The sequence below is a fragment of the Pseudomonas sp. 21615526 genome (genome assembly GCF_013386245.1).
Lineage (GTDB): Bacteria > Pseudomonadota > Gammaproteobacteria > Pseudomonadales > Pseudomonadaceae > Aquipseudomonas.
Genome location: NZ_JACAOM010000006.1, coordinates 73,364 through 92,146 on the forward strand (window position 1 = coordinate 73,364; position 18,783 = coordinate 92,146).

Here is an 18,783-nt window from a genome sequence, read left to right on the forward strand (position 1 = left end):
ACGTAACTGGTGCGCACCGCACCAAAAAAATCCGACGAACGGCTCGCGAGTGACACAATAACCATGGAAGCTCTACCCACGCCTTGCGGGCATGGACTTTTGACGTCGGCCCCACCCAACGATGACACTAAACAGCGGTCCCAGCAGCATTCCAATTATCAAGGCCACGACCACAAACACCGACACCGGCATCTGCCCGGTCACCCAGCCCAGGAATGAAAGAGACGCGCCCTGCTGGTTTTCCAGCACGAACCCCAACACTGCCAGCACGACAATTAGCATAGCCAGCACCAGAACAACGCGCTTAACCCCACGCATAACCTTCTCCTACCCCAAAAACAATCAGACGCTTTCTTCTTCGTCTTCGTTCACCCGATCGCGCAATTCCTTGCCCGGCTTGAAATGAGGCACGAACTTGCCATCGAGGCTGACGGACTGCCCGGTTTTTGGGTTGCGACCCACACGAGGCGCACGATAGTGCAGCGAGAAGCTACCAAACCCACGAATTTCAATCCGATCGCCGGTAGCCAGACATTGGGACATCTGCTCAAGCATGGTCTTGATGGCCAGCTCCACATCCTTGGATGAGAGCAGCCCTTGATGGGTGACAATTCGTTCGATCAACTCCGACTTCGTCATATTTTTCCCTTCTTTTTCAAGCAGCTAGGAAAAGCGCTTCGAAGGTTTTAGCATGACCGGAGGAATTTGAACAGCCCATGTATTGACTTATATTCAAAGACTTGGGGTGCAACTCGAAGAGAGTTGGCATTGCGCACCCCGACAGCCAGCTCTCGCTCAGTCTCACTGGAGGCACTCCAGCGCGATCGCTGCCAGATAGAGCCTATAAGCGCGAACGCGCTGCCAGCGCGACGACGGCGCTCCAGCCACAGAACGCCAAGGCGACGCTGCACACAACACCAAATCCCAGGCACAAAAAAGGGCGACCGAAGTCGCCCTTTTTCTATGGTCTGACAGAACTTAGTTCTGCTTTTCCATTTGTGCACGCAGCAGGTCGCCCAGAGTGGTAGGACCAGCAGAAGGCTCAGAGGTAGCTGGCTTGTCGCGCAGGCTCTGGATGGCTTCTTTCTCTTCAGCATCGTCTTTCGACTTGATGGAGAGCTGGATTACGCGGCTCTTGCGGTCAACGCTGATGATCTTGGCTTCTACTTCTTCGCCTTCTTTCAGAACGTTGCGCGCGTCTTCAACGCGGTCACGGCTGATTTCGGAGGCTTTCAGAGTCGCTTCGATATCGTCGGCCAGAGTGATGATGGCGCCTTTAGCGTCAACTTCCTTCACGATGCCTTTAACGATTGCGCCTTTGTCGTTCTCTTGAACGTACTCGGAGAACGGATCGCTTTCCAGTTGCTTGATACCCAGGGAGATGCGCTCGCGCTCTGGGTCAACCGACAGGATAACGGTGTCCAGCTCGTCGCCCTTCTTGAAACGACGAACAGCTTCTTCGCCCACTTCGTTCCAGGAGATGTCGGACAGGTGAACCAGACCGTCGATGCCGCCGTCCAGACCAATGAAGATACCGAAATCGGTGATCGACTTGATGGTGCCGGAGATTTTATCGCCCTTGTTGAACTGGCCAGAGAAATCTTCCCATGGGTTAGATTTGCACTGCTTGATGCCGAGGGAGATACGACGACGCTCTTCGTCGATGTCCAGAACCATAACTTCCACTTCGTCGCCGACTTGTACGACTTTCGAAGGGTGGATGTTCTTGTTGGTCCAGTCCATTTCGGAAACGTGTACCAGGCCTTCCACGCCTTCTTCCAGCTCTGCGAAGCAGCCGTAGTCGGTCAGGTTGGTAACACGCGCGGTGACGCGAGTGCTTTCTGGGTAACGAGCCTTGATAGCGACCCATGGATCTTCGCCCAGCTGCTTCAAGCCCAGGGAGACACGGTTGCGCTCACGATCGTACTTCAGAACCTTGACATCGATCTCGTCGCCAACGTTGACGATTTCCGATGGATGCTTGATACGCTTCCAAGCCATGTCGGTAATGTGCAGCAGGCCATCGACGCCACCCAGATCGACGAATGCGCCGTAATCGGTGAGGTTCTTGACGATACCTTTGACTTGTTGGCCTTCCTGCAGGGATTCCAGCAGAGCTTCACGCTCGGCGGAGTTCTCTGCTTCCAGGACGCTGCGACGGGAAACGACAACGTTGTTGCGCTTCTGGTCGAGCTTGATGACCTTGAATTCGAGTTCCTTGCCTTCCAGGTGCGTGGTGTCGCGCACAGGACGAACGTCGACCAAAGAACCTGGCAGGAACGCACGGATGCCGTTAACGTCGACAGTGAAGCCGCCTTTAACCTTACCGTTGATAACGCCCTTGACCACTTCTTCAGCTGCGAAGGCTGCTTCGAGAACAATCCAGCATTCAGCGCGCTTGGCTTTTTCACGGGACAGCTTGGTTTCACCGAAACCGTCTTCAACCGAGTCCAGAGCAACGTGAACTTCGTCACCGACATTGATAGTCAGGTCACCAGCATCGTTGTAGAACTGTTCCAGCGGGATCAGAGCTTCAGACTTCAGACCAGCGTGAACGGTTACCCAGCGAGCTTGGTAATCGATATCAACGATAACACCGGTGATGATGGAGCCTGCCTGAAGGTTCAGGGTTTTTAGGCTTTCTTCAAAGAGTTCCGCAAAGCTTTCGCTCATTTTAATTCCTGTTGATAAGGGCGAAGAATACGCCCATCTCCACACCCCAGACGGTGTGGGTCAGTTTCAATTAAAAGAAGCACCACAGGACTATGACTGGTCCCCTGCGGCCTTCTTGGTCACCCGGCGATATCGCGAATGGCGATCTCACTCAAGATGCGTTCCAGCACCTGCTCGATGGACAACTCCGTGGAATCCAGCTGTATGGCGTCAGCCGCCGGCTTGAGCGGGGCTACCGCACGCTGGGTATCACGCTCATCGCGTGCACGGATCTCATCTAGCAGACTCGACAGACTAACACCATCGACTTTGCCCTTCAACTGCAAGTAACGGCGACGGGCCCGCTCCTCGGCGCTGGCCGTGAGGAAAATCTTCAGCGGCGCCTCGGGGAAGACCACCGTGCCCATGTCGCGGCCATCGGCCACCAGACCCGGCGGTTCCTGAAAAGCCCGCTGGCGCTGCAGCAAAGCATCGCGCACCGCCGGCAATGCGGCGACCTGGGAAGCCCAGGAGCCGACCTGCTCGTTGCGCAGGTCGTCGGTCACATCGTCCCCTTCCAGGATGATGCGCTGGGGATGACCTTCGGTCGCCCCGACGAACTGCACGTCAAGATGCGCAGCCAGCAGCTTCAGCGATTCTTCGTTGGTCAGGTCGACGCCATGGTTACGGGCGGCAAAGGCCAGCAAGCGGTATAGCGCCCCGGAATCCAGCAGGCACCAGCCCAGGCGCTTGGCCAGGATGCCGGCGATCGTGCCCTTGCCCGAGCCACTTGGCCCGTCGATGGTAATCACCGGTGCTTTGATATTCACAATTGAGCCTCTTGGGCAACACGGATGCCGACTTGGGCACACAGTGTAAGAAAATTCGGAAAAGACGTAGCCACGTTGGCACAGTCATGGATACGAATCGGCGCAGCCGCTCGCAGGGAAGCCACGCTGAAGGCCATGGCAATCCGGTGATCGCCATGGGCGTGGACTTCACCACCGCCGATCACGCCACCATCGATAATAATCCCATCAGGTGTCGGTTCACACTTCACGCCCAGCGCAAGCAGACCGTCGGCCATGACCTGGATCCGGTCGGACTCCTTGACCCGCAGCTCCTCTGCCCCACGCAATACCGTCCGGCCTTCGGCGCACGCCGCAGCCACGAACAACACCGGGAACTCATCGATAGCCAGCGGGACCAGGGCTTCAGGAATCTCGATCCCCTTCAACGGCGCCGCACGAACACGCAAATCAGCGACCGGCTCACCACCCACTTCGCGTTGGTTTTCCAGGGTGATGTCCGCGCCCATCAGTCGCAGGATATCGATCACGCCGGTACGGGTCGGATTGATACCCACATGCTCAAGCAACAGCTCGGAGCCTTCGGCGATTGAAGCCGCCACCAGAAAGAACGCCGAGGAGGAAATATCCCCCGGGACCTCAATATGCGTCGCGGTCAGTGAGTGACCTGACTCAACCGACGCCGTAGCGCCCGCCACGTCCACCGGATACCCAAAACCACGCAACATCCGCTCGGTATGGTCACGGGTCGGCGCCGGTTCGGTAATCGAGGTTTTACCCTCGGCATACAACCCGGCCAACAACAGGCAGGACTTGACCTGAGCGCTGGCCATCGGCAATGCGTAGGTCAGCCCCTTAAGTGCCTGGCCACCGCGAATGGTCAGCGGCGGACGCCCTTCCGGCCCGGTCTCGATCACCGCACCCATTGCGCGCAATGGCTTGGCCACGCGATTCATCGGGCGCTTGGACAGCGAGGCGTCCCCCGTCAACACACTGTCGAAGCGCTGGGCCGCCAGCAAACCGGACAACAACCGCATGGAGGTGCCGGAGTTACCCAGATAGATCGGACCTGGCGCCGGCTTCAAGCCATGCAGGCCAACCCCGTGGATGGTGACGCGCCCATGGTGCGGGCCTTCAATCACCACGCCCATGTCGCGGAACGCCTGCAAAGTCGCCAGGGCGTCCTCACCCTCCAGAAAACCTTCGACTTCAGTGACACCGTCCGCCAGAGAACCGAGCATGATCGAGCGATGGGAGATCGACTTATCCCCAGGCACGCGGATCTGCCCGCTCAAGCGGCCACCGGGACTGGCGAGAAACACCAGGTCATCCGCGTTTACTGCAGCATCCATATAGGCCCGACGCGCCAGAATCTTGCTGAAATGCTCCCGTGCCACCCGCGCACGGGTGAACACGCCCAACAACTGGTGCCCGTCGCCAGCATCGACCGCGTCGCGCAAGGCGTCGAGGTCGCTGCGGAACGTGTCCAGGGTGCGCAACACCGCATCGCGGTTGGCAAGGAAGATGTCGTGCCACATCACCGGATCACTACCGGCGATCCGGGTAAAGTCGCGGAAACCACCGGCGGCGTAGCGGAAAATCTCGAGGTTCTCGTTGCGCTTGGCCAGCGAATCCACCAGGCCAAATGCGAGCAAATGCGGCAGATGGCTGGTCGCTGCCAGCACTTCATCGTGGCGCTCGACCTGCATATGCTCGACATCCGCCCCCAGCTCGCGCCAGAGCCGATCCACCACGGCCAGTGCCGCAGGATCGGTTTCATCCAGTGGTGTCAGAATCACTTTATGGCGACGGAACAGCTGCGCATTGGACGCCTCCACCCCGCTCTGCTCGGACCCGGCAATCGGATGCCCGGGCACAAACCGCGCAGGCATGCCACCAAAGGCCAGCCGCGCCGCACGCACCACATTGCCCTTGGCACTGCCGACATCGGTCAGGATTGCCTGGCCCAGATCCATGCCGGCCAACAGCGCCAGCAACTTCTCCATGGCCAGGATCGGCACCGCCAGCTGAATGACATCCGCGCCCTGGCAGGCTACAGCGAGGTCAGCCTCGCAACGGTCCACCACACCCAACTCCACCGCCAACTTGCGCGATTGCGGGTCCAGGTCCACACCGACCACTTCGCCACACAGGCCGCTTTCCCGCAGGCCCTTCGCAAAGGAGCCGCCGATCAATCCCAGACCGACCACCACCAGGCGACCGATCATAGGTACAGCAGGTTGCAATGCAGTGACATCAACCACGAGCCAGAACCTTGGCCAGCGCTTCGAGGAAGCGGCTGTTTTCAGCAGGCAGACCGATGGTGATGCGCAGGTGGTTCGGCATGCCGTAATTGGCCACCGGACGCACGATCACACCCTCGCGCAGCAAGCCCTGGAACACAGGAGCCGCCACTTGGCCGAGGTCGACGCAGATGAAGTTGCCCTTGGACGGAATCCAGCCCAGGCCCAGCTCACGGAAACCTTCCTGCAATTGCAGCATGCCGCTTTCGTTGAGGCGACGGCCTTCTTCCAGGTACTCGGTGTCCTGCACCGCAGCACAAGCCGCCGCCAGCGCGAGGCTGTTGACGTTGAATGGCTGGCGCACACGGTTCAACACATCGGCCACCACCGCAGTGGACAAGCCGTAGCCAACCCGCAGCGACGCCAGGCCATAAGCCTTGGAGAACGTGCGCGAGACCAGCAGGTTCGGATAAGCCGCGAGGAAGTCCAGGCCGTCCGGCAAGTCGCTGCCTTCGGCGTACTCGATGTATGCCTCGTCCAGCACCACCAGTACATGCTCCGGCACGTCCTGCAGGAAGTTATCCAGCACCTCGGCGCTGAACCAGGTGCCGGTCGGGTTGTTCGGGTTGGCGATAAACACGACACGAGTATTGTCATCGATGGCCGCCAGCATGGCTGGCAGGTCATGACCCCAGTCTCTCGCAGGAATCACACGCGCCTCGGCGCCAACGGCCTGAGTGACGATCGGATAGACCGCAAATGCATGCTCGCTGAACACCGCGTTCAAGCCCGGCGCCAGATAGGCACGGCCGACCAGCTCCAGAATATCGTTGGAGCCGTTACCCAGGGTCACCTGGCTGATATCAACGCGGCAGTTTTTCGCCAGCAGGGACTTGAGCTCAAAGCCGTTACCATCGGGATAACGGGTCAGCTCGGCCAGCGCCTCACGAATCGCGGCCAGCACCTTGGGGCTTGGGCCCATCGGGTTTTCGTTACTGGCCAGCTTTACGATCTTCGACGGATCCAGGTTCAACTCGCGCGCCAACTCGTCCACAGGCTTGCCCGGAACGTAAGGCGACAGTTGTTGCACGCCCGGCTGCGCCAGGGCGAGGAAGTTGCCACTCATGTTAAAGCCTCACAAAACCGCTTTCGGGTAGGAGCCCAGCACCTTGAGTGCCACGGCTTCCTGACTGATTTTCTCGAGCACACCCTTGACCAGAGGGTCGCGGTGATGGCCGACGAAGTCGATAAAGAACACATAAGTCCATTTACCGCTGCGCGAAGGACGAGTCTCGATTCGCGTCAGGTCAATCCCGTTATCGTGGAACGGCACCAGCAGCTCATGCAGCGCGCCGGGCTTGTTGCTCATGGAGACGATGATCGACGTCTTGTCGTCGCCGGTCGGCGGCACTTCCTGGCTGCCGATCATCAGGAAGCGCGTGGAGTTATCCGGGCGATCCTCGATTTTCTCGGCCAGGCGCGTCAGCCCATACAGGCCGGCAGCCATGTCGCCGGCAATCGCCGCCGAGTTCCACTCACCCTTGACCCGCTTCGCCGCTTCGGCGTTGCTGGACACCGCCACGCGCTCCACATTCGGGTAGTGCGCGTCCAGCCACTTGCGGCACTGGGCCAGGGACTGGGCGTGGGAGTAGATGCGGCTGATGCTGTCGGTCTTGGTGTTTTCGCCCACCAGCAAGTGGTGGTGAATACGCAGCTCGACTTCGCCGCAGATCACCATGTCGTGCTCAAGAAAACTGTCGAGGGTGTGGTTGACGGCACCTTCGGTGGAGTTTTCCACCGGCACCACGCCAAAATTCACCGCCCCGGCGGCCACTTCACGGAACACTTCGTCGATCGCAGCCATTGGCTTGCTGATCACCGCGTGACCGAAGTGCTTCATGGCCGCGGCTTGAGTGAAGGTGCCTTCCGGGCCCAGGTAAGCCACTTTCAGCGGCTGCTCCAGTGCCAGGCACGAAGACATGATTTCACGGAACAACCGCGCCATCTCTTCGTTGCCCAACGGGCCCTTGTTGCGTTCCATCACGCGCTTGAGCACCTGGGCTTCACGCTCCGGACGGTAGAATACCGGCACTTCGCCTTCAGCCAGGGAAGCCATCTTCACCCGTGCAACTTCCTGGGCGCACCGCGCGCGCTCACTGATCAGTTCCAGGACTTTCTCGTCCAGGCTGTCAATGCGTACGCGCAGGGCCTTGAGTTCTTGCTCAGACATTAGCCGTGTTCCTTTTCGAACTCTGCCATGTAAGCCACCAGCGCCTTGACGGCGTGGATATCGACAGCGTTATAGATGGAGGCGCGCATGCCACCTACCGAACGGTGGCCCTTGAGGTTCAACAGGCCGCGCTCGTCGGCGCCGGCGAGGAAAGGCTTGTCCAGGCGATCATCCGCCAGGCGGAACGGCACGTTCATCCACGAACGGTCGGTCAGGTTGATCGGGTTGCTGTACAGGCCGCTGGCGTCAATGAAGTCGTACAGGGTACGTTTCTTCTCTTCGTTGAGCTTGCCCATGGCAGCCACGCCGCCCTGCTCTTTCAGCCATTCGAACACCAGGCCCGACAGGTACCAGGCGAAGGCCGGCGGGGTGTTGTACATCGAGCCGTTATCGGCCGCGACCTTGTAGTTGAGCATGGTCGGGCACAGCGAACGCGCACGACCCAACAGGTCTTCACGGACGATGTTGACCAGGATGCCGCTCGGGCCGATGTTCTTCTGTGCACCGGCGTAGATCATGCCGTACTTGGACACATCGATCGGGCGCGAGAGGATGTCCGAGGACATGTCGCAGACCAGCGGGACATCACCCACTTCCGGCACCCAATCGAACTCCAGGCCGCCGATGGTTTCGTTCGCCACGTAGTGAACGTAGGCCGCGTCTTTCGACAGTTTCCACTCGTTCTGACCGGGGATGGCGAAGTAGTCGTAGGGCTTGGCCGTGCCTGCCACATTGACGTGACCGTAACGGGAGGCCTCTTCAATGGCCTTCTGCCCCCAGATACCGGTGTCGATATAGTCCGCAGTGCCGTCTTCCGGCAGCAGGTTCAGCGGGATCTGGGCGAACTGCTGGCTCGCACCACCCTGCAGGAACAGCACTTTGTAATCGGACGGGATGTCCAGCAAGTCGCGCATATCCTGCTCGGCCTTGGTGGCAATGGACACGAACTCATCGCTGCGATGGCTCATTTCCATCACGGAGAGGCCTTTTCCATGCCAGTCGAGGAGTTCACCCTGCGCGCGCTGCAGGACTGCTTCAGGAAGCGCCGCGGGACCGGCACAGAAGTTATAGGCTCTCTTGCTCACATCCAATCTCTCTGATCTGGTGGGACTGCAATCAACATCCCGCAACGCGGAACCCTGTAGGAGCTGGCTTGCCAGCGATGCAAACGACTCGGTGCTTCACTTGAATCGAGTTGATGCCATCGCCGGCAAGCCGGCTCCTACAAGAGCGGCGCGGCGTCGTATTTCAAACGGGACAACCAACAAGGGGGCGAATCTTCATCCGCCCCCTGTGTGTCCGCTTATTCCTGCGGTTCTTCTTCGTCTGCGGCAGCGTCGAGTGTTGGCTCGTCGACGCCGTCATCGGCATCGCCGATCACTTGCCCCTCGAGTGCAATCCCCTCTTCACCTTCCAGCTCCTCGCCTTCGACTTCCGATGGCTCCTGGACACGCTCCAGGCCTACCAACGTTTCGTCGCTGGCCAGCTTGATCAAGGTCACGCCCTGGGTGTTACGCCCCAGGCTCGACACTTCATCAACCCGGGTACGTACCAGGGTGCCCTGGTCGGAAATCAGCATGATTTCCTCACCATCCAGCACCTGGACCGCGCCGACCAGGCGGCCGTTGCGATCGTTGCTGACCATGGCGATAACGCCCTGGCCGCCACGCTTGTACTCGGGGAACTCGCTGATGGCCGTACGCTTGCCGTAGCCGCGGGCCGATGCCGTGAGGATCTCGCTGCCTTCTTCCGGGATCAGCATCGAAATCAGCTTCTGCCCTTCCGGCAGGCGCATGCCGCGCACACCGCGGGCGGTACGGCCCATGGCACGAACGTCGGACTCCTTGAAGCGCGTAACCTTGCCGCCGTCGGAGAACAGCATGACTTCACGCTCGCCGTCGGTGATGGCCGCGCTGATCAATACGTCGCCTTCGTCCAGTTCGAGGGCGATCAGGCCCACGCTGCGTTGACGGCTGAAGGATTCCAGCGGGGTCTTCTTCACGGTGCCTTTCGCAGTGGCCATGAAGATGAAATGACCTTCGGTGTACTCGTCTACCGGCAGCATGGTGGTGATGTATTCATCACTGTCCAGCGGCAGCAGGTTGACCAGCGGACGACCACGGGCAGCGCGGGACGCTTCCGGGATTTCGTAGGTTTTCAGCCAGTACACCTTGCCCTTGCTGGAGAACAGCAGCAGCGTGGTGTGGCTGTTGGCAACCAGCAGGTGAGCGATGTAGTCCTCATCCTTGACGCCGGTAGCCGATTTGCCTTTACCGCCACGACGCTGGGCCTGGTACGCAGCCAACGGCTGGGTCTTGGCATAGCCACCGTGGGAAATGGTCACGACGCGATCCTCTTCCGGGATCATGTCACCCAGGGTCAGGTCGAGACGGGCGTCGAGAATCTCGGTGCGGCGCACATCGCCGTATTCGGCGCGGATCACTTCCAGTTCTTCGCGGATCACTTCCATCAGGCGCACGGCGCTGTTGAGGATGCGGATCAGCTCGCCGATCTGGTTGAGGATCTCCTGGTACTCGGCCAGCAGTTTCTCGTGTTCCAGGCCGGTCAGACGGTGCAGACGCAGTTCCAGAATGGCCTGGGCCTGTTCCGGGGACAGGAAATACTTGCCGTCGCGCAGGCCGTATTGTGGGTCCAGGGTCTCCGGACGGCACGAATCGGCACCGGCACGTTCCACCATCGCTACTACGGCGCTGGATTCCCACGGCATCTTGATCAGCGCTTCCTTGGCTTCCGACGGCGTCGGCGAAGCCTTGATCAGGGCGATGACCGGGTCGATGTTCGACAGCGCAACAGCCTGGCCTTCCAGGATGTGGCCGCGTTCACGGGCCTTGCGCAGTTCGAATACGGTACGGCGGGTTACCACTTCGCGGCGGTGACGCACGAAGGCTTCCAGCAGATCCTTGAGGTTCAGGATGCGCGGGCGGCCGTCGATCAGCGCTACCACGTTGATACCGAATACGCTTTGCAGCTGGGTCTGGGCGTAGAGGTTGTTGAGGATCACCTCAGGCACTTCGCCACGACGCAGCTCGATCACCACGCGCATACCGTCCTTGTCAGACTCGTCGCGCAGCTCGGTGATGCCTTCCAGCTTCTTCTCTTTAACCAGCTCGGCGATCTTCTCGATCAGACGCGCCTTGTTCAACTGGTAAGGGAGTTCGGTGATGACGATCTGCTGGCGGCCACCGACCTTGTCGATGTCTTCGATGATCGAGCGGGCACGCATGTAAATGCGGCCGCGACCGGTACGGTAGGCTTCGATGATGCCGGCGCGACCGTTGATGATCGCGGCGGTCGGGAAGTCCGGACCCGGGATGTACTGCATCAGCTCATCGACGGTCAGCTCGGGGTTGTCGATGAGGGCCAGGCAACCGTCGATGACTTCACCGAGGTTGTGTGGCGGGATGTTGGTGGCCATGCCCACGGCGATACCGCTGGAGCCGTTGACCAACAGGTTGGGAATACGGGTCGGCATGACCGCCGGGATCATTTCGGTGCCGTCGTAGTTCGGCACCCAGTCCACGGTTTCCTTGTGCAGGTCAGCCAGCAGCTCGTGCGCCAGCTTGGTCATGCGCACTTCGGTGTATCGCATGGCCGCAGCGTTGTCGCCGTCGACCGAACCGAAGTTGCCCTGGCCGTCTACCAGCAGGTAGCGCAGGGAAAACGGCTGGGCCATCCGAACGATGGTGTCGTACACCGCAGTGTCGCCGTGAGGGTGATACTTACCGATCACGTCACCGACAACACGGGCAGATTTCTTGTACGGCTTGTTCCAGTCGTTACCCAGCTCGCTCATCGCGAACAGCACACGCCTGTGCACGGGCTTCAAGCCATCGCGCGCATCAGGCAGTGCCCGACCGACAATTACGCTCATCGCGTAGTCGAGGTAGGACTGTTTCAGCTCGTCTTCGATATTGACCGGGAGGATTTCTTTGGCCAGTTCGCCCATGAGAAGCCTGATTCCTTTTTCGGGTGAAACCTCGTCACATCCTATGGGACGAACGAAGCTCGCCGCTGCCGGCATGATGCCTGGCAACGACTTACGACAAATCAACGAGTTATGACACGGATCTGCGCATTAAAGGTTACCCCTTGGGGTGACCCTGGAAACCGCCGGATGTTATCACAATCGCCGCCACGCACCTATCCCCCTGATGCGCATGGAGCATAGTAAGTTGACGGATGACAGGCTTGACGGCGACGAGAGGGCCTTAGAGCTGGATCCAAGGGGATTTTTGCGGGCAAATTGCCTCAATGCAGGCGTTTACGACACATCAGTTGCGCCAACTTCGCCGTGTCGGGGCGTTCGACGATGCCTTTTTCAGTGACGATCACATCAATCAGGTCCGCCGGCGTCACGTCGAACACCGGGTTGAAGGCGTCTACATCAGCGGCTACGCGGGTGCCGCCGACTTCCAGCAGTTCACGGGCGTCGCGCTCTTCAAGCGGCACGTCATCACCGCTGGCCGCCATCAGGTCGATGGTTGAGCTGGGCGCCACCACCATGAAACGCACGCCGTGATGCATGGCGCACACTGCCAACTGATAGGTACCGATCTTGCTGACCACGTCACCGTTGGCCGCAATGCAGTCGGCACCGACGATCACCCAGGTCACGCCCTTGGTCTTGAGAATATGCGCGCCAGCCGAATCGGCATTCACGGTGACCGGGATGCCTTCATTGGCCAATTCCCAGGCCGTCAGCCGCGAACCTTGCAGCCAGGGCCGGGTTTCGTTGGCGTAGACCCGTTCCACCATGCCTTCCAGGAACGCTCCGCGAATCACCCCGAGCGCGGTACCGACGCCGCCGGTAGCCAACGCACCCGCATTGCCATGGGTCAGGATCGCCTGGACATTGCCCTGGTGCTTGCGGATCAGCTCTACACCCAGCTGCGCCATGGTCAGGTTGGCTTCACGATCACTTTGGTGAATCGCCACCGCCTCGGCCTCCAGCACCTTCAACGGATCGGCGTGTTTCTTGAGGCGATCGAGGCAATCGCGCATGCGCTTCATGGCCCAGAAAAGATTCGACGCGGTCGGGCGGGTATCCGCCAGCAGCGCGTAGTCCTCTTCCCAGGCGGCCTGCCAGTCATCGCCCTCGGCGATGTGGGCACGAGCGGCCAGCACCAGGCCATACGCCGCACTGATGCCAATGGCCGGCGCACCGCGCACCACCATTGTGCGAATGGCCTCGGCCACCTCGGCAGCACTGGTGCAGGCGACCCAGGTTTCTGCAGACGGCAAAATACGCTGATCGAGCAGGTACAGTGCGCCATCACGCCAGTCGATGGCCTTCACTTTCTCCGCAGCCAACAGTCGATCGCGCATCCCTCACCCCGCACTCATGAACAAAAGCCGCCGATTATAGCGATCCGCCAGCCAGGACGCTCGGGTATACTTCGCCGTTCTTTATAGATGCCTGGGAAACTGCCCTCGATGACACCGACTGCCGCCCCGCTCGACTTATTGCTGCTGCCCACCTGGCTGGTACCTGTCGAGCCTGCCGGCGTAGTGCTCAAGGAGCACGCCCTGGGCATTCGTGACGGGTGCATTGCGTTTATCGGCCCACGCGCCGCGGCCTTGAAGCTCGCAGCGAGCGAAGTGCGTGAACTGCCGGGCATGCTGCTCAGCCCCGGCCTGATCAACGCCCACGGCCACGCGGCCATGACGCTGTTTCGCGGCCTGGCCGACGACCTGCCGCTGATGACCTGGCTGGAAAACCACATCTGGCCCGCCGAGGCCAAGTGGGTCGACGAAGCCTTCGTCCGCGACGGCACTGACCTGGCCATCGCCGAGCAGATCAAGGGCGGCATCACGTGTTTCTCGGACATGTACTTCTTCCCGAAAGTCGCCAGCGAACGGGTGCACAACAGCGGCATGCGTGCGCAAATCGCCATCCCGATCCTGGATTTCCCGATACCCGGCGCTGCTGACGCCGACGAGGCGATTCGCCAGGGCGTCGAGCTGTTCGGCGACCTCAAGCATCACCCACGGATCAAAATCACCTTCGGCCCGCACGCGCCGTACACCGTCTGCGATGAAAACCTGGAAAAAATCCGGGTGATCGCCGAGGAACTGGACGCCTCGATCCACATGCACGTGCATGAAACCGCCTTCGAAGTGCAGCAGTCCGTTGAACAGCGTGGTGAACGCCCGCTGGCACGGCTTGGCCGCCTGGGTTTGCTGGGGCCGCGCTTCCAGGCCGTTCACATGACCCAAATCAGCGATGACGACCTGACTTTGCTGGTAGAAAGCAACACCAGCGTGATCCATTGCCCGGAATCCAACCTGAAACTGGCCAGCGGCTTCTGCCCGGTGGAACGCCTGTGGCAAGCCGGCGTCAATGTGGCAGTAGGCACCGACGGCGCGGCCAGCAACAATGACCTCGACCTGCTGGGCGAGACCCGCACCGCCGCGCTGCTGGCCAAGGCCGTTGCCGGCTCGGCCACCGCCCTGGATGCCCACCGCGCACTGCGCATGGCCACCCTCAACGGCGCCCGGGCCATGGGCCTGGAAAGTCAAATCGGCTCGCTGGAAGTCGGCAAGGCCGCTGACATCGTGGCCTTCGACCTGTCGGGCCTGGCGCAACAACCGATCTACGATCCGGTCTCACAGCTTATATATGCCACCGGACGCGATTGTGTGAAACACCTTTGGGTCGGCGGCAAGCAATTGCTCGACGACCGGCAACTGACCCGCCTGGATGAACAACAGTTGTGCGCCACGGCCATCGCCTGGGGCCAGCGCATCAGCGGACACAGCGAATAACACCCGCCCTGGCAACGCATGCCAGGGCCGGCAAAACGTTTTATCAGATTTAGAGGATTCCCCATGAGCAACGTCGACCACGCTGAAATCGCCAAATTCGAAGCCCTCGCCCATCGCTGGTGGGACCGCGAAAGCGAGTTCAAACCCCTGCACGACATCAACCCGCTGCGGGTCAACTGGATTGACGAGCGCGTCAACCTGGCCGGCAAGAAGGTACTGGATGTGGGTTGCGGCGGCGGGATCCTCAGTGAATCCATGGCCCAGCGCGGCGCCACCGTGATGGGTATCGACATGGGCGAAGCGCCATTGGCCGTGGCCCAGTTGCACCAACTGGAGTCCGGCGTGAACGTCGAATACCGGCAGATCACCGCCGAAGAGCTGGCCGAAGAGATGCCCGGGCAGTTCGACGTGGTCACTTGCCTGGAAATGCTCGAACACGTGCCGGACCCGTCCTCGGTGATCCGCGCCTGCTTCCGCATGGTCAAGCCCGGTGGCCAGGTATTCTTCTCCACCATCAACCGCAATCCGAAGGCGTACCTGTTCGCGATCATCGGTGCCGAATACATCATGAAGCTGCTACCCCGCGGCACCCATGACTTCAAGAAATTCATCCGCCCTTCCGAGCTGGGCGCCTGGAGCCGTCAGGCCGGGCTGACCGTCAAGGACATCATCGGCTTGACCTACAACCCGCTGACCAAGCACTACAAGCTGGCCAGCGACGTTGACGTCAACTACATGATCCAGACCCTGCGCGAGGAGTAAGCCTGTGAAGTTGCGAGCGGTTCTTTTCGACATGGACGGTACCCTGCTGGACACCGCGCCAGACTTTATCGCCATCTGCCAGGCCATGCGCGCTGACCGCGGCCTGGCACCGATCAACGACCAGCACATCCGCGATGAAATCTCCGGCGGCGCCCGGGCGATGGTCGCCGTGACCTTTTCCATGGACCCCGAGTCCCCGGGCTTTGAAGAGCTGCGCCAGGAATTCCTCGAGCGTTACCTCAAGGGCTGCGCGATCCACAGCAAGCTGTTCGAGGGCATGGAGGAGCTGCTGGTGGATATCGAGAAATCCAGGCTGATCTGGGGCGTGGTCACCAACAAGCCACTGCGCTTTGCCGAACCGATCATGCAGCAGCTGGGCCTGGCCGAGCGCTCGGCGCTGCTGATCTGCCCGGACCACGTGAAGAACAGCAAGCCGGACCCGGAACCGTTGATCCTGGCGTGCAAGATGCTCGACCTGGACCCGGCCAGCGTGCTGTTCGTGGGGGATGACCTGCGGGACATCGAGTCGGGCCGCGACGCCGGCACTCGCACCGCGGCGGTCACCTACGGCTATATCCACCCGGACGACAACCCGCGCAACTGGGGTGCCGATGTGGTGGTGGATCACCCGCTGGAATTGCGCAAAGTGCTGGACAGCGCGCTGTGCAGCTGCTGATCGGGACTGCCTGAGGTTGCTGCAATTTTGTGGAGAGGGAGCTTGCTCCCGTTCGACTGCGCAGCAGTCGCGAAAAGCTGGGGCTGCTTCGCAACCCAACGGGAGCAAGCTCCCTCGCCACAGAAGCCTTGGCCAGCCTTAGCCGCAATCAATCACATGGATTTTCTGTGAACTTTGTCGAGGTTGTTTATGTTTGATTACTCCGCACGTCCAGAACTGCTCAAAGGCCGGGTCATCCTGGTCACCGGCGCCGGTCGCGGGATTGGCGCAGCGGCGGCCAAAACCTATGCTGCCCACGGCGCCACCGTGCTGCTGCTGGGCAAGACCGAAGCCAACCTGGCCCAGGTCTACGACGAAATCGAAGCCGCCGGCCAACCGCAGCCGGTGGTGATCCCGTTCAACCTGGAGACCGCCCTGCCCCATCAATACGATGAGCTGGCAGCGATGATCGAAAAGGAGTTCGGCCACCTCGACGGTTTGCTGCACAACGCCTCGATCATCGGCCCGCGCACGCCGATCGAGCAGTTGTCCGGCGAGAACTTCATGCGGGTGATGCATGTGAACGTCAACGCGATGTTCATGCTGACCAGCACGCTGTTGCCGCTGCTCAAGCTGTCCCAGGATGCGTCGGTGGTGTTCACCTCAAGCAGCGTGGGCCGCAAGGGCCGGGCTTATTGGGGGGCTTACGGGGTGTCGAAGTTTGCCACCGAAGGGCTGATGCAAACCCTGGCGGACGAGCTGGACAACGTCGCACCGGTGCGCGCCAACAGCATCAACCCGGGCGCCACCCGCACCAGCATGCGGGCCCAGGCGTATCCAGGGGAGAACCCGACCGATAACCCGACACCGGAGGAAATCATGCCGGTGTACCTGTACCTGATGGGGCCGGACAGTACCGGCATCAATGGGCAGGCGTTTGACGCGCAATAAGTATCTGGAACACAGTACAACCTAATGTGGGAGCGGGCTTGCTCGCGAAGGCGGAGTGTCAGTCAACAGAGATATCGACTGATCCACCGCCTTCGCGAGCAAGCCCGCTCCCACATTTGTATTGCGGTGATCTCTAGAACTTAGTTCTTCACCACTTCCTCAAGCGTGAAGCGCCCCAACGGGTTTTGCAGGAAGTTGCTCACGTTCTTGCGTGAGATGTTGATGTACGGGCTGTAGTACAGGTCGATCCAGTTCACATCCTGTTTCGCCATTTTCTGCAGGTCCACATACATCTGCTCACGCTTGACCGGATCCGCCTCGATCCGCGCGGCCGCCACCAGGTCCTTCACTTTGTCGTTCTTGTAGCGGGTCATGTAGTTCTGATTGGTGTCGTGGCCCAGCACGAAGGTGGTCTTCTGGTCCGGGTCGAGGATGTCGTTGGTCCAGTACATCACCGAAATATCGTAATCGCCGTCCACCAGCATCTGCCAGCTTTGGGTCGGGTCAACCTTTTGCAGGTTGGCCGTCACACCGACCTTGGCCAGTTGATCCTTGATCATCACCGCAATCTGCTCGTCGGCTTCGTTGCCGGCGTTGACCACGTAGTTGAGCTTCAAATCCTGAGCGCCGGCAGCCGCCAGCAGCTTCTTGGCTTCGGTCGGGTCATACGGGCGTTGCAGGTTGTTGGCGTAGTGGTACAGCGAGCCTTTTGGGATGTAGGAATAGGCCACGGTGCCCTGGCCGAAGGTGGCGGTTTTCACCAGCGATTGTTTATCGATGGCCATGTCCAGCGCCTGGCGCACTTCCGGCTTGGCCAGCAGGCCGTGGGCGTGGTTGATCAACAGGTGATCTTCACGGGTGGACGGATCGGAGTGCACCACCACGTTCTTGTCTTTTTTCAGCTCTTCAACCCGGGAAAACGGGACGAAGATCGCCGTGTCCAGCTCGTTGTTCTGCACCATGCGCATGCGGGTGTTGTCGTCGGTGACCGACACCCACTCCACGCCATCCAGGCTGACGTTACTGGCTTGCCAGAAGTTCGGGTTCTTCTTCAGGATCACCCGATCGCCCTTGCGCCACTCGTCCACGATAAACGCGCCGGAGGTCACCGGGTTTTCCGAGTAGGCGTCTTCGCCCATCTTGGTCATGGCTTTTTCCGACAGGATCGACACCGTCGGCGAAGCCAGTTGCGAGAGGAAGGCCACCGCCGGGGTTTTCAAGGTCACTACCAGGGTTTGCGGGTCGCTGGCCTTGGCGGTGTTGATCAGGCTGAACGGGTCGCTCCACAGCGAGGCCTTGTTGTCGCGAATGCGCAACAGGCTGAAGGCGGCATCGTCAGCAGTGATCGGCGAGCCATCCGAGAACTTCGCGGCCCGCAGTTTGAAGGTGTACGTCAGGCCGTCCTTGGAAATGTCCCAGCTTTCGGCCAGCCCCGGTTCCATCTTGGTGCCCAGGTTGTCCACGCGCACCAGGGTGTCGTAGACGTTGGCGAACACCCAGGTATCGCGGTTCTGCGCGCTTTTGATCGGGTCAAACGTGGTGCTGTCTTCGCGGCAGCCGATGGTCAGCACACCTGCGGCGTGGGCAATACCGGCGGTCAGCGACCAGGCGGTGAGTGTGGCGGCGGCGAGCAACTTCAAGTGACGGGATTGCATGTCATAACTCCTTGTCTATAACGGCGGTTGTTCATGATCG

At 60.4% G+C, this 18,783-nt stretch carries 15 protein-coding genes; 4 read left to right on the forward strand and 11 right to left on the reverse strand.

Translation table 11 applies throughout. The annotated features are described in order from the left end of the window. Positions 1–72: 72 nt before the first annotated feature. From HX786_RS02420 to mtnA, 10 genes are all read right to left on the reverse strand, one after another. Complete coding sequence (locus HX786_RS02420) at positions 73–318, reverse strand: lipopolysaccharide assembly protein LapA domain-containing protein (RefSeq protein WP_008437692.1); 246 nt, start codon at positions 316–318, stop codon at positions 73–75. 24 nt (positions 319–342) lie between these two features. After that, the gene (gene ihfB, locus HX786_RS02425; protein WP_008437689.1) at positions 343–639 is read right to left on the reverse strand and encodes an integration host factor subunit beta; all 297 of its coding nucleotides are present in this window, start codon (positions 637–639) and stop codon (positions 343–345) included. A gap of 339 nt (positions 640–978) precedes the next feature. Next, positions 979–2,673 carry a 30S ribosomal protein S1 gene (gene rpsA / locus HX786_RS02430; RefSeq protein ID WP_003218806.1) on the reverse strand — a complete coding sequence of 565 codons (1,695 nt, stop codon included), beginning with the start codon at positions 2,671–2,673 and terminating at the stop codon, positions 979–981. A gap of 119 nt (positions 2,674–2,792) precedes the next feature. Beyond that, on the reverse strand, positions 2,793–3,482 hold the full coding sequence (cmk, locus tag HX786_RS02435) for a (d)CMP kinase (protein ID WP_003172653.1): 690 nt from the start codon (positions 3,480–3,482) through the stop codon (positions 2,793–2,795). Beyond that, positions 3,479–5,689: a bifunctional prephenate dehydrogenase/3-phosphoshikimate 1-carboxyvinyltransferase gene (locus HX786_RS02440; RefSeq protein ID WP_256344320.1), complete on the reverse strand. Its 2,211-nt coding sequence runs from the start codon at positions 5,687–5,689 to the stop codon at positions 3,479–3,481. The genes cmk and HX786_RS02440 overlap by 4 nt, the downstream gene beginning before the upstream one ends. A 28-nt stretch (positions 5,690–5,717) precedes the next feature. Further along, positions 5,718–6,830 carry a histidinol-phosphate transaminase gene (gene hisC, locus HX786_RS02445; RefSeq protein ID WP_177022868.1) on the reverse strand — a complete coding sequence of 371 codons (1,113 nt, stop codon included), beginning with the start codon at positions 6,828–6,830 and terminating at the stop codon, positions 5,718–5,720. Positions 6,831–6,839: 9 nt separating this feature from the next. Then, complete coding sequence (gene pheA, locus HX786_RS02450; protein WP_003218812.1) at positions 6,840–7,934, reverse strand: prephenate dehydratase; 1,095 nt, start codon at positions 7,932–7,934, stop codon at positions 6,840–6,842. Continuing rightward, positions 7,934–9,019 carry a 3-phosphoserine/phosphohydroxythreonine transaminase gene (serC, locus tag HX786_RS02455; RefSeq protein ID WP_003218814.1) on the reverse strand — a complete coding sequence of 362 codons (1,086 nt, stop codon included), beginning with the start codon at positions 9,017–9,019 and terminating at the stop codon, positions 7,934–7,936. Before serC ends, pheA begins: the two co-directional genes overlap by 1 nt. Positions 9,020–9,237: 218 nt before the next feature. Then, positions 9,238–11,901 (reverse strand): DNA gyrase subunit A, encoded by a 2,664-nt coding sequence (gene gyrA / locus HX786_RS02460; RefSeq protein WP_003218817.1) that lies wholly within the window; start codon positions 11,899–11,901, stop codon positions 9,238–9,240. A 302-nt stretch (positions 11,902–12,203) separates the two neighbouring features. Continuing rightward, positions 12,204–13,280, reverse strand: a complete 1,077-nt coding sequence (gene mtnA / locus HX786_RS02465) for an S-methyl-5-thioribose-1-phosphate isomerase (RefSeq protein WP_003218821.1) — start codon at positions 13,278–13,280, stop codon at positions 12,204–12,206. Positions 13,281–13,388: 108 nt separating this feature from the next. On the opposite strand from mtnA, the gene HX786_RS02470 reads away from it, so the two are divergent. The 4 genes from HX786_RS02470 to HX786_RS02485 all read left to right on the forward strand — a co-directional run bounded on the left by HX786_RS02470 (position 13,389) and on the right by HX786_RS02485 (position 17,088). Continuing rightward, positions 13,389–14,720 (forward strand): TRZ/ATZ family hydrolase, encoded by a 1,332-nt coding sequence (locus HX786_RS02470; protein WP_003218823.1) that lies wholly within the window; start codon positions 13,389–13,391, stop codon positions 14,718–14,720. Positions 14,721–14,783: 63 nt separating this feature from the next. Next, positions 14,784–15,482 carry a bifunctional 2-polyprenyl-6-hydroxyphenol methylase/3-demethylubiquinol 3-O-methyltransferase UbiG gene (gene ubiG / locus HX786_RS02475; RefSeq protein ID WP_003218825.1) on the forward strand — a complete coding sequence of 233 codons (699 nt, stop codon included), beginning with the start codon at positions 14,784–14,786 and terminating at the stop codon, positions 15,480–15,482. A gap of 4 nt (positions 15,483–15,486) precedes the next feature. Further along, a complete protein-coding gene (gene mupP / locus HX786_RS02480) occupies positions 15,487–16,158 on the forward strand; it encodes an N-acetylmuramic acid 6-phosphate phosphatase MupP (protein WP_003218827.1) in 672 nt (223 codons plus the stop codon). 189 nt (positions 16,159–16,347) lie between these two features. Beyond that, a complete protein-coding gene (locus HX786_RS02485; RefSeq protein ID WP_003218829.1) occupies positions 16,348–17,088 on the forward strand; it encodes a YciK family oxidoreductase in 741 nt (246 codons plus the stop codon). Positions 17,089–17,228: 140 nt separating this feature from the next. On the opposite strand, the gene HX786_RS02490 is transcribed toward HX786_RS02485, so the two are convergent. Next, positions 17,229–18,743 (reverse strand): ABC transporter substrate-binding protein, encoded by a 1,515-nt coding sequence (locus tag HX786_RS02490; RefSeq protein WP_178911678.1) that lies wholly within the window; start codon positions 18,741–18,743, stop codon positions 17,229–17,231. Positions 18,744–18,783 lie beyond the last annotated feature (40 nt).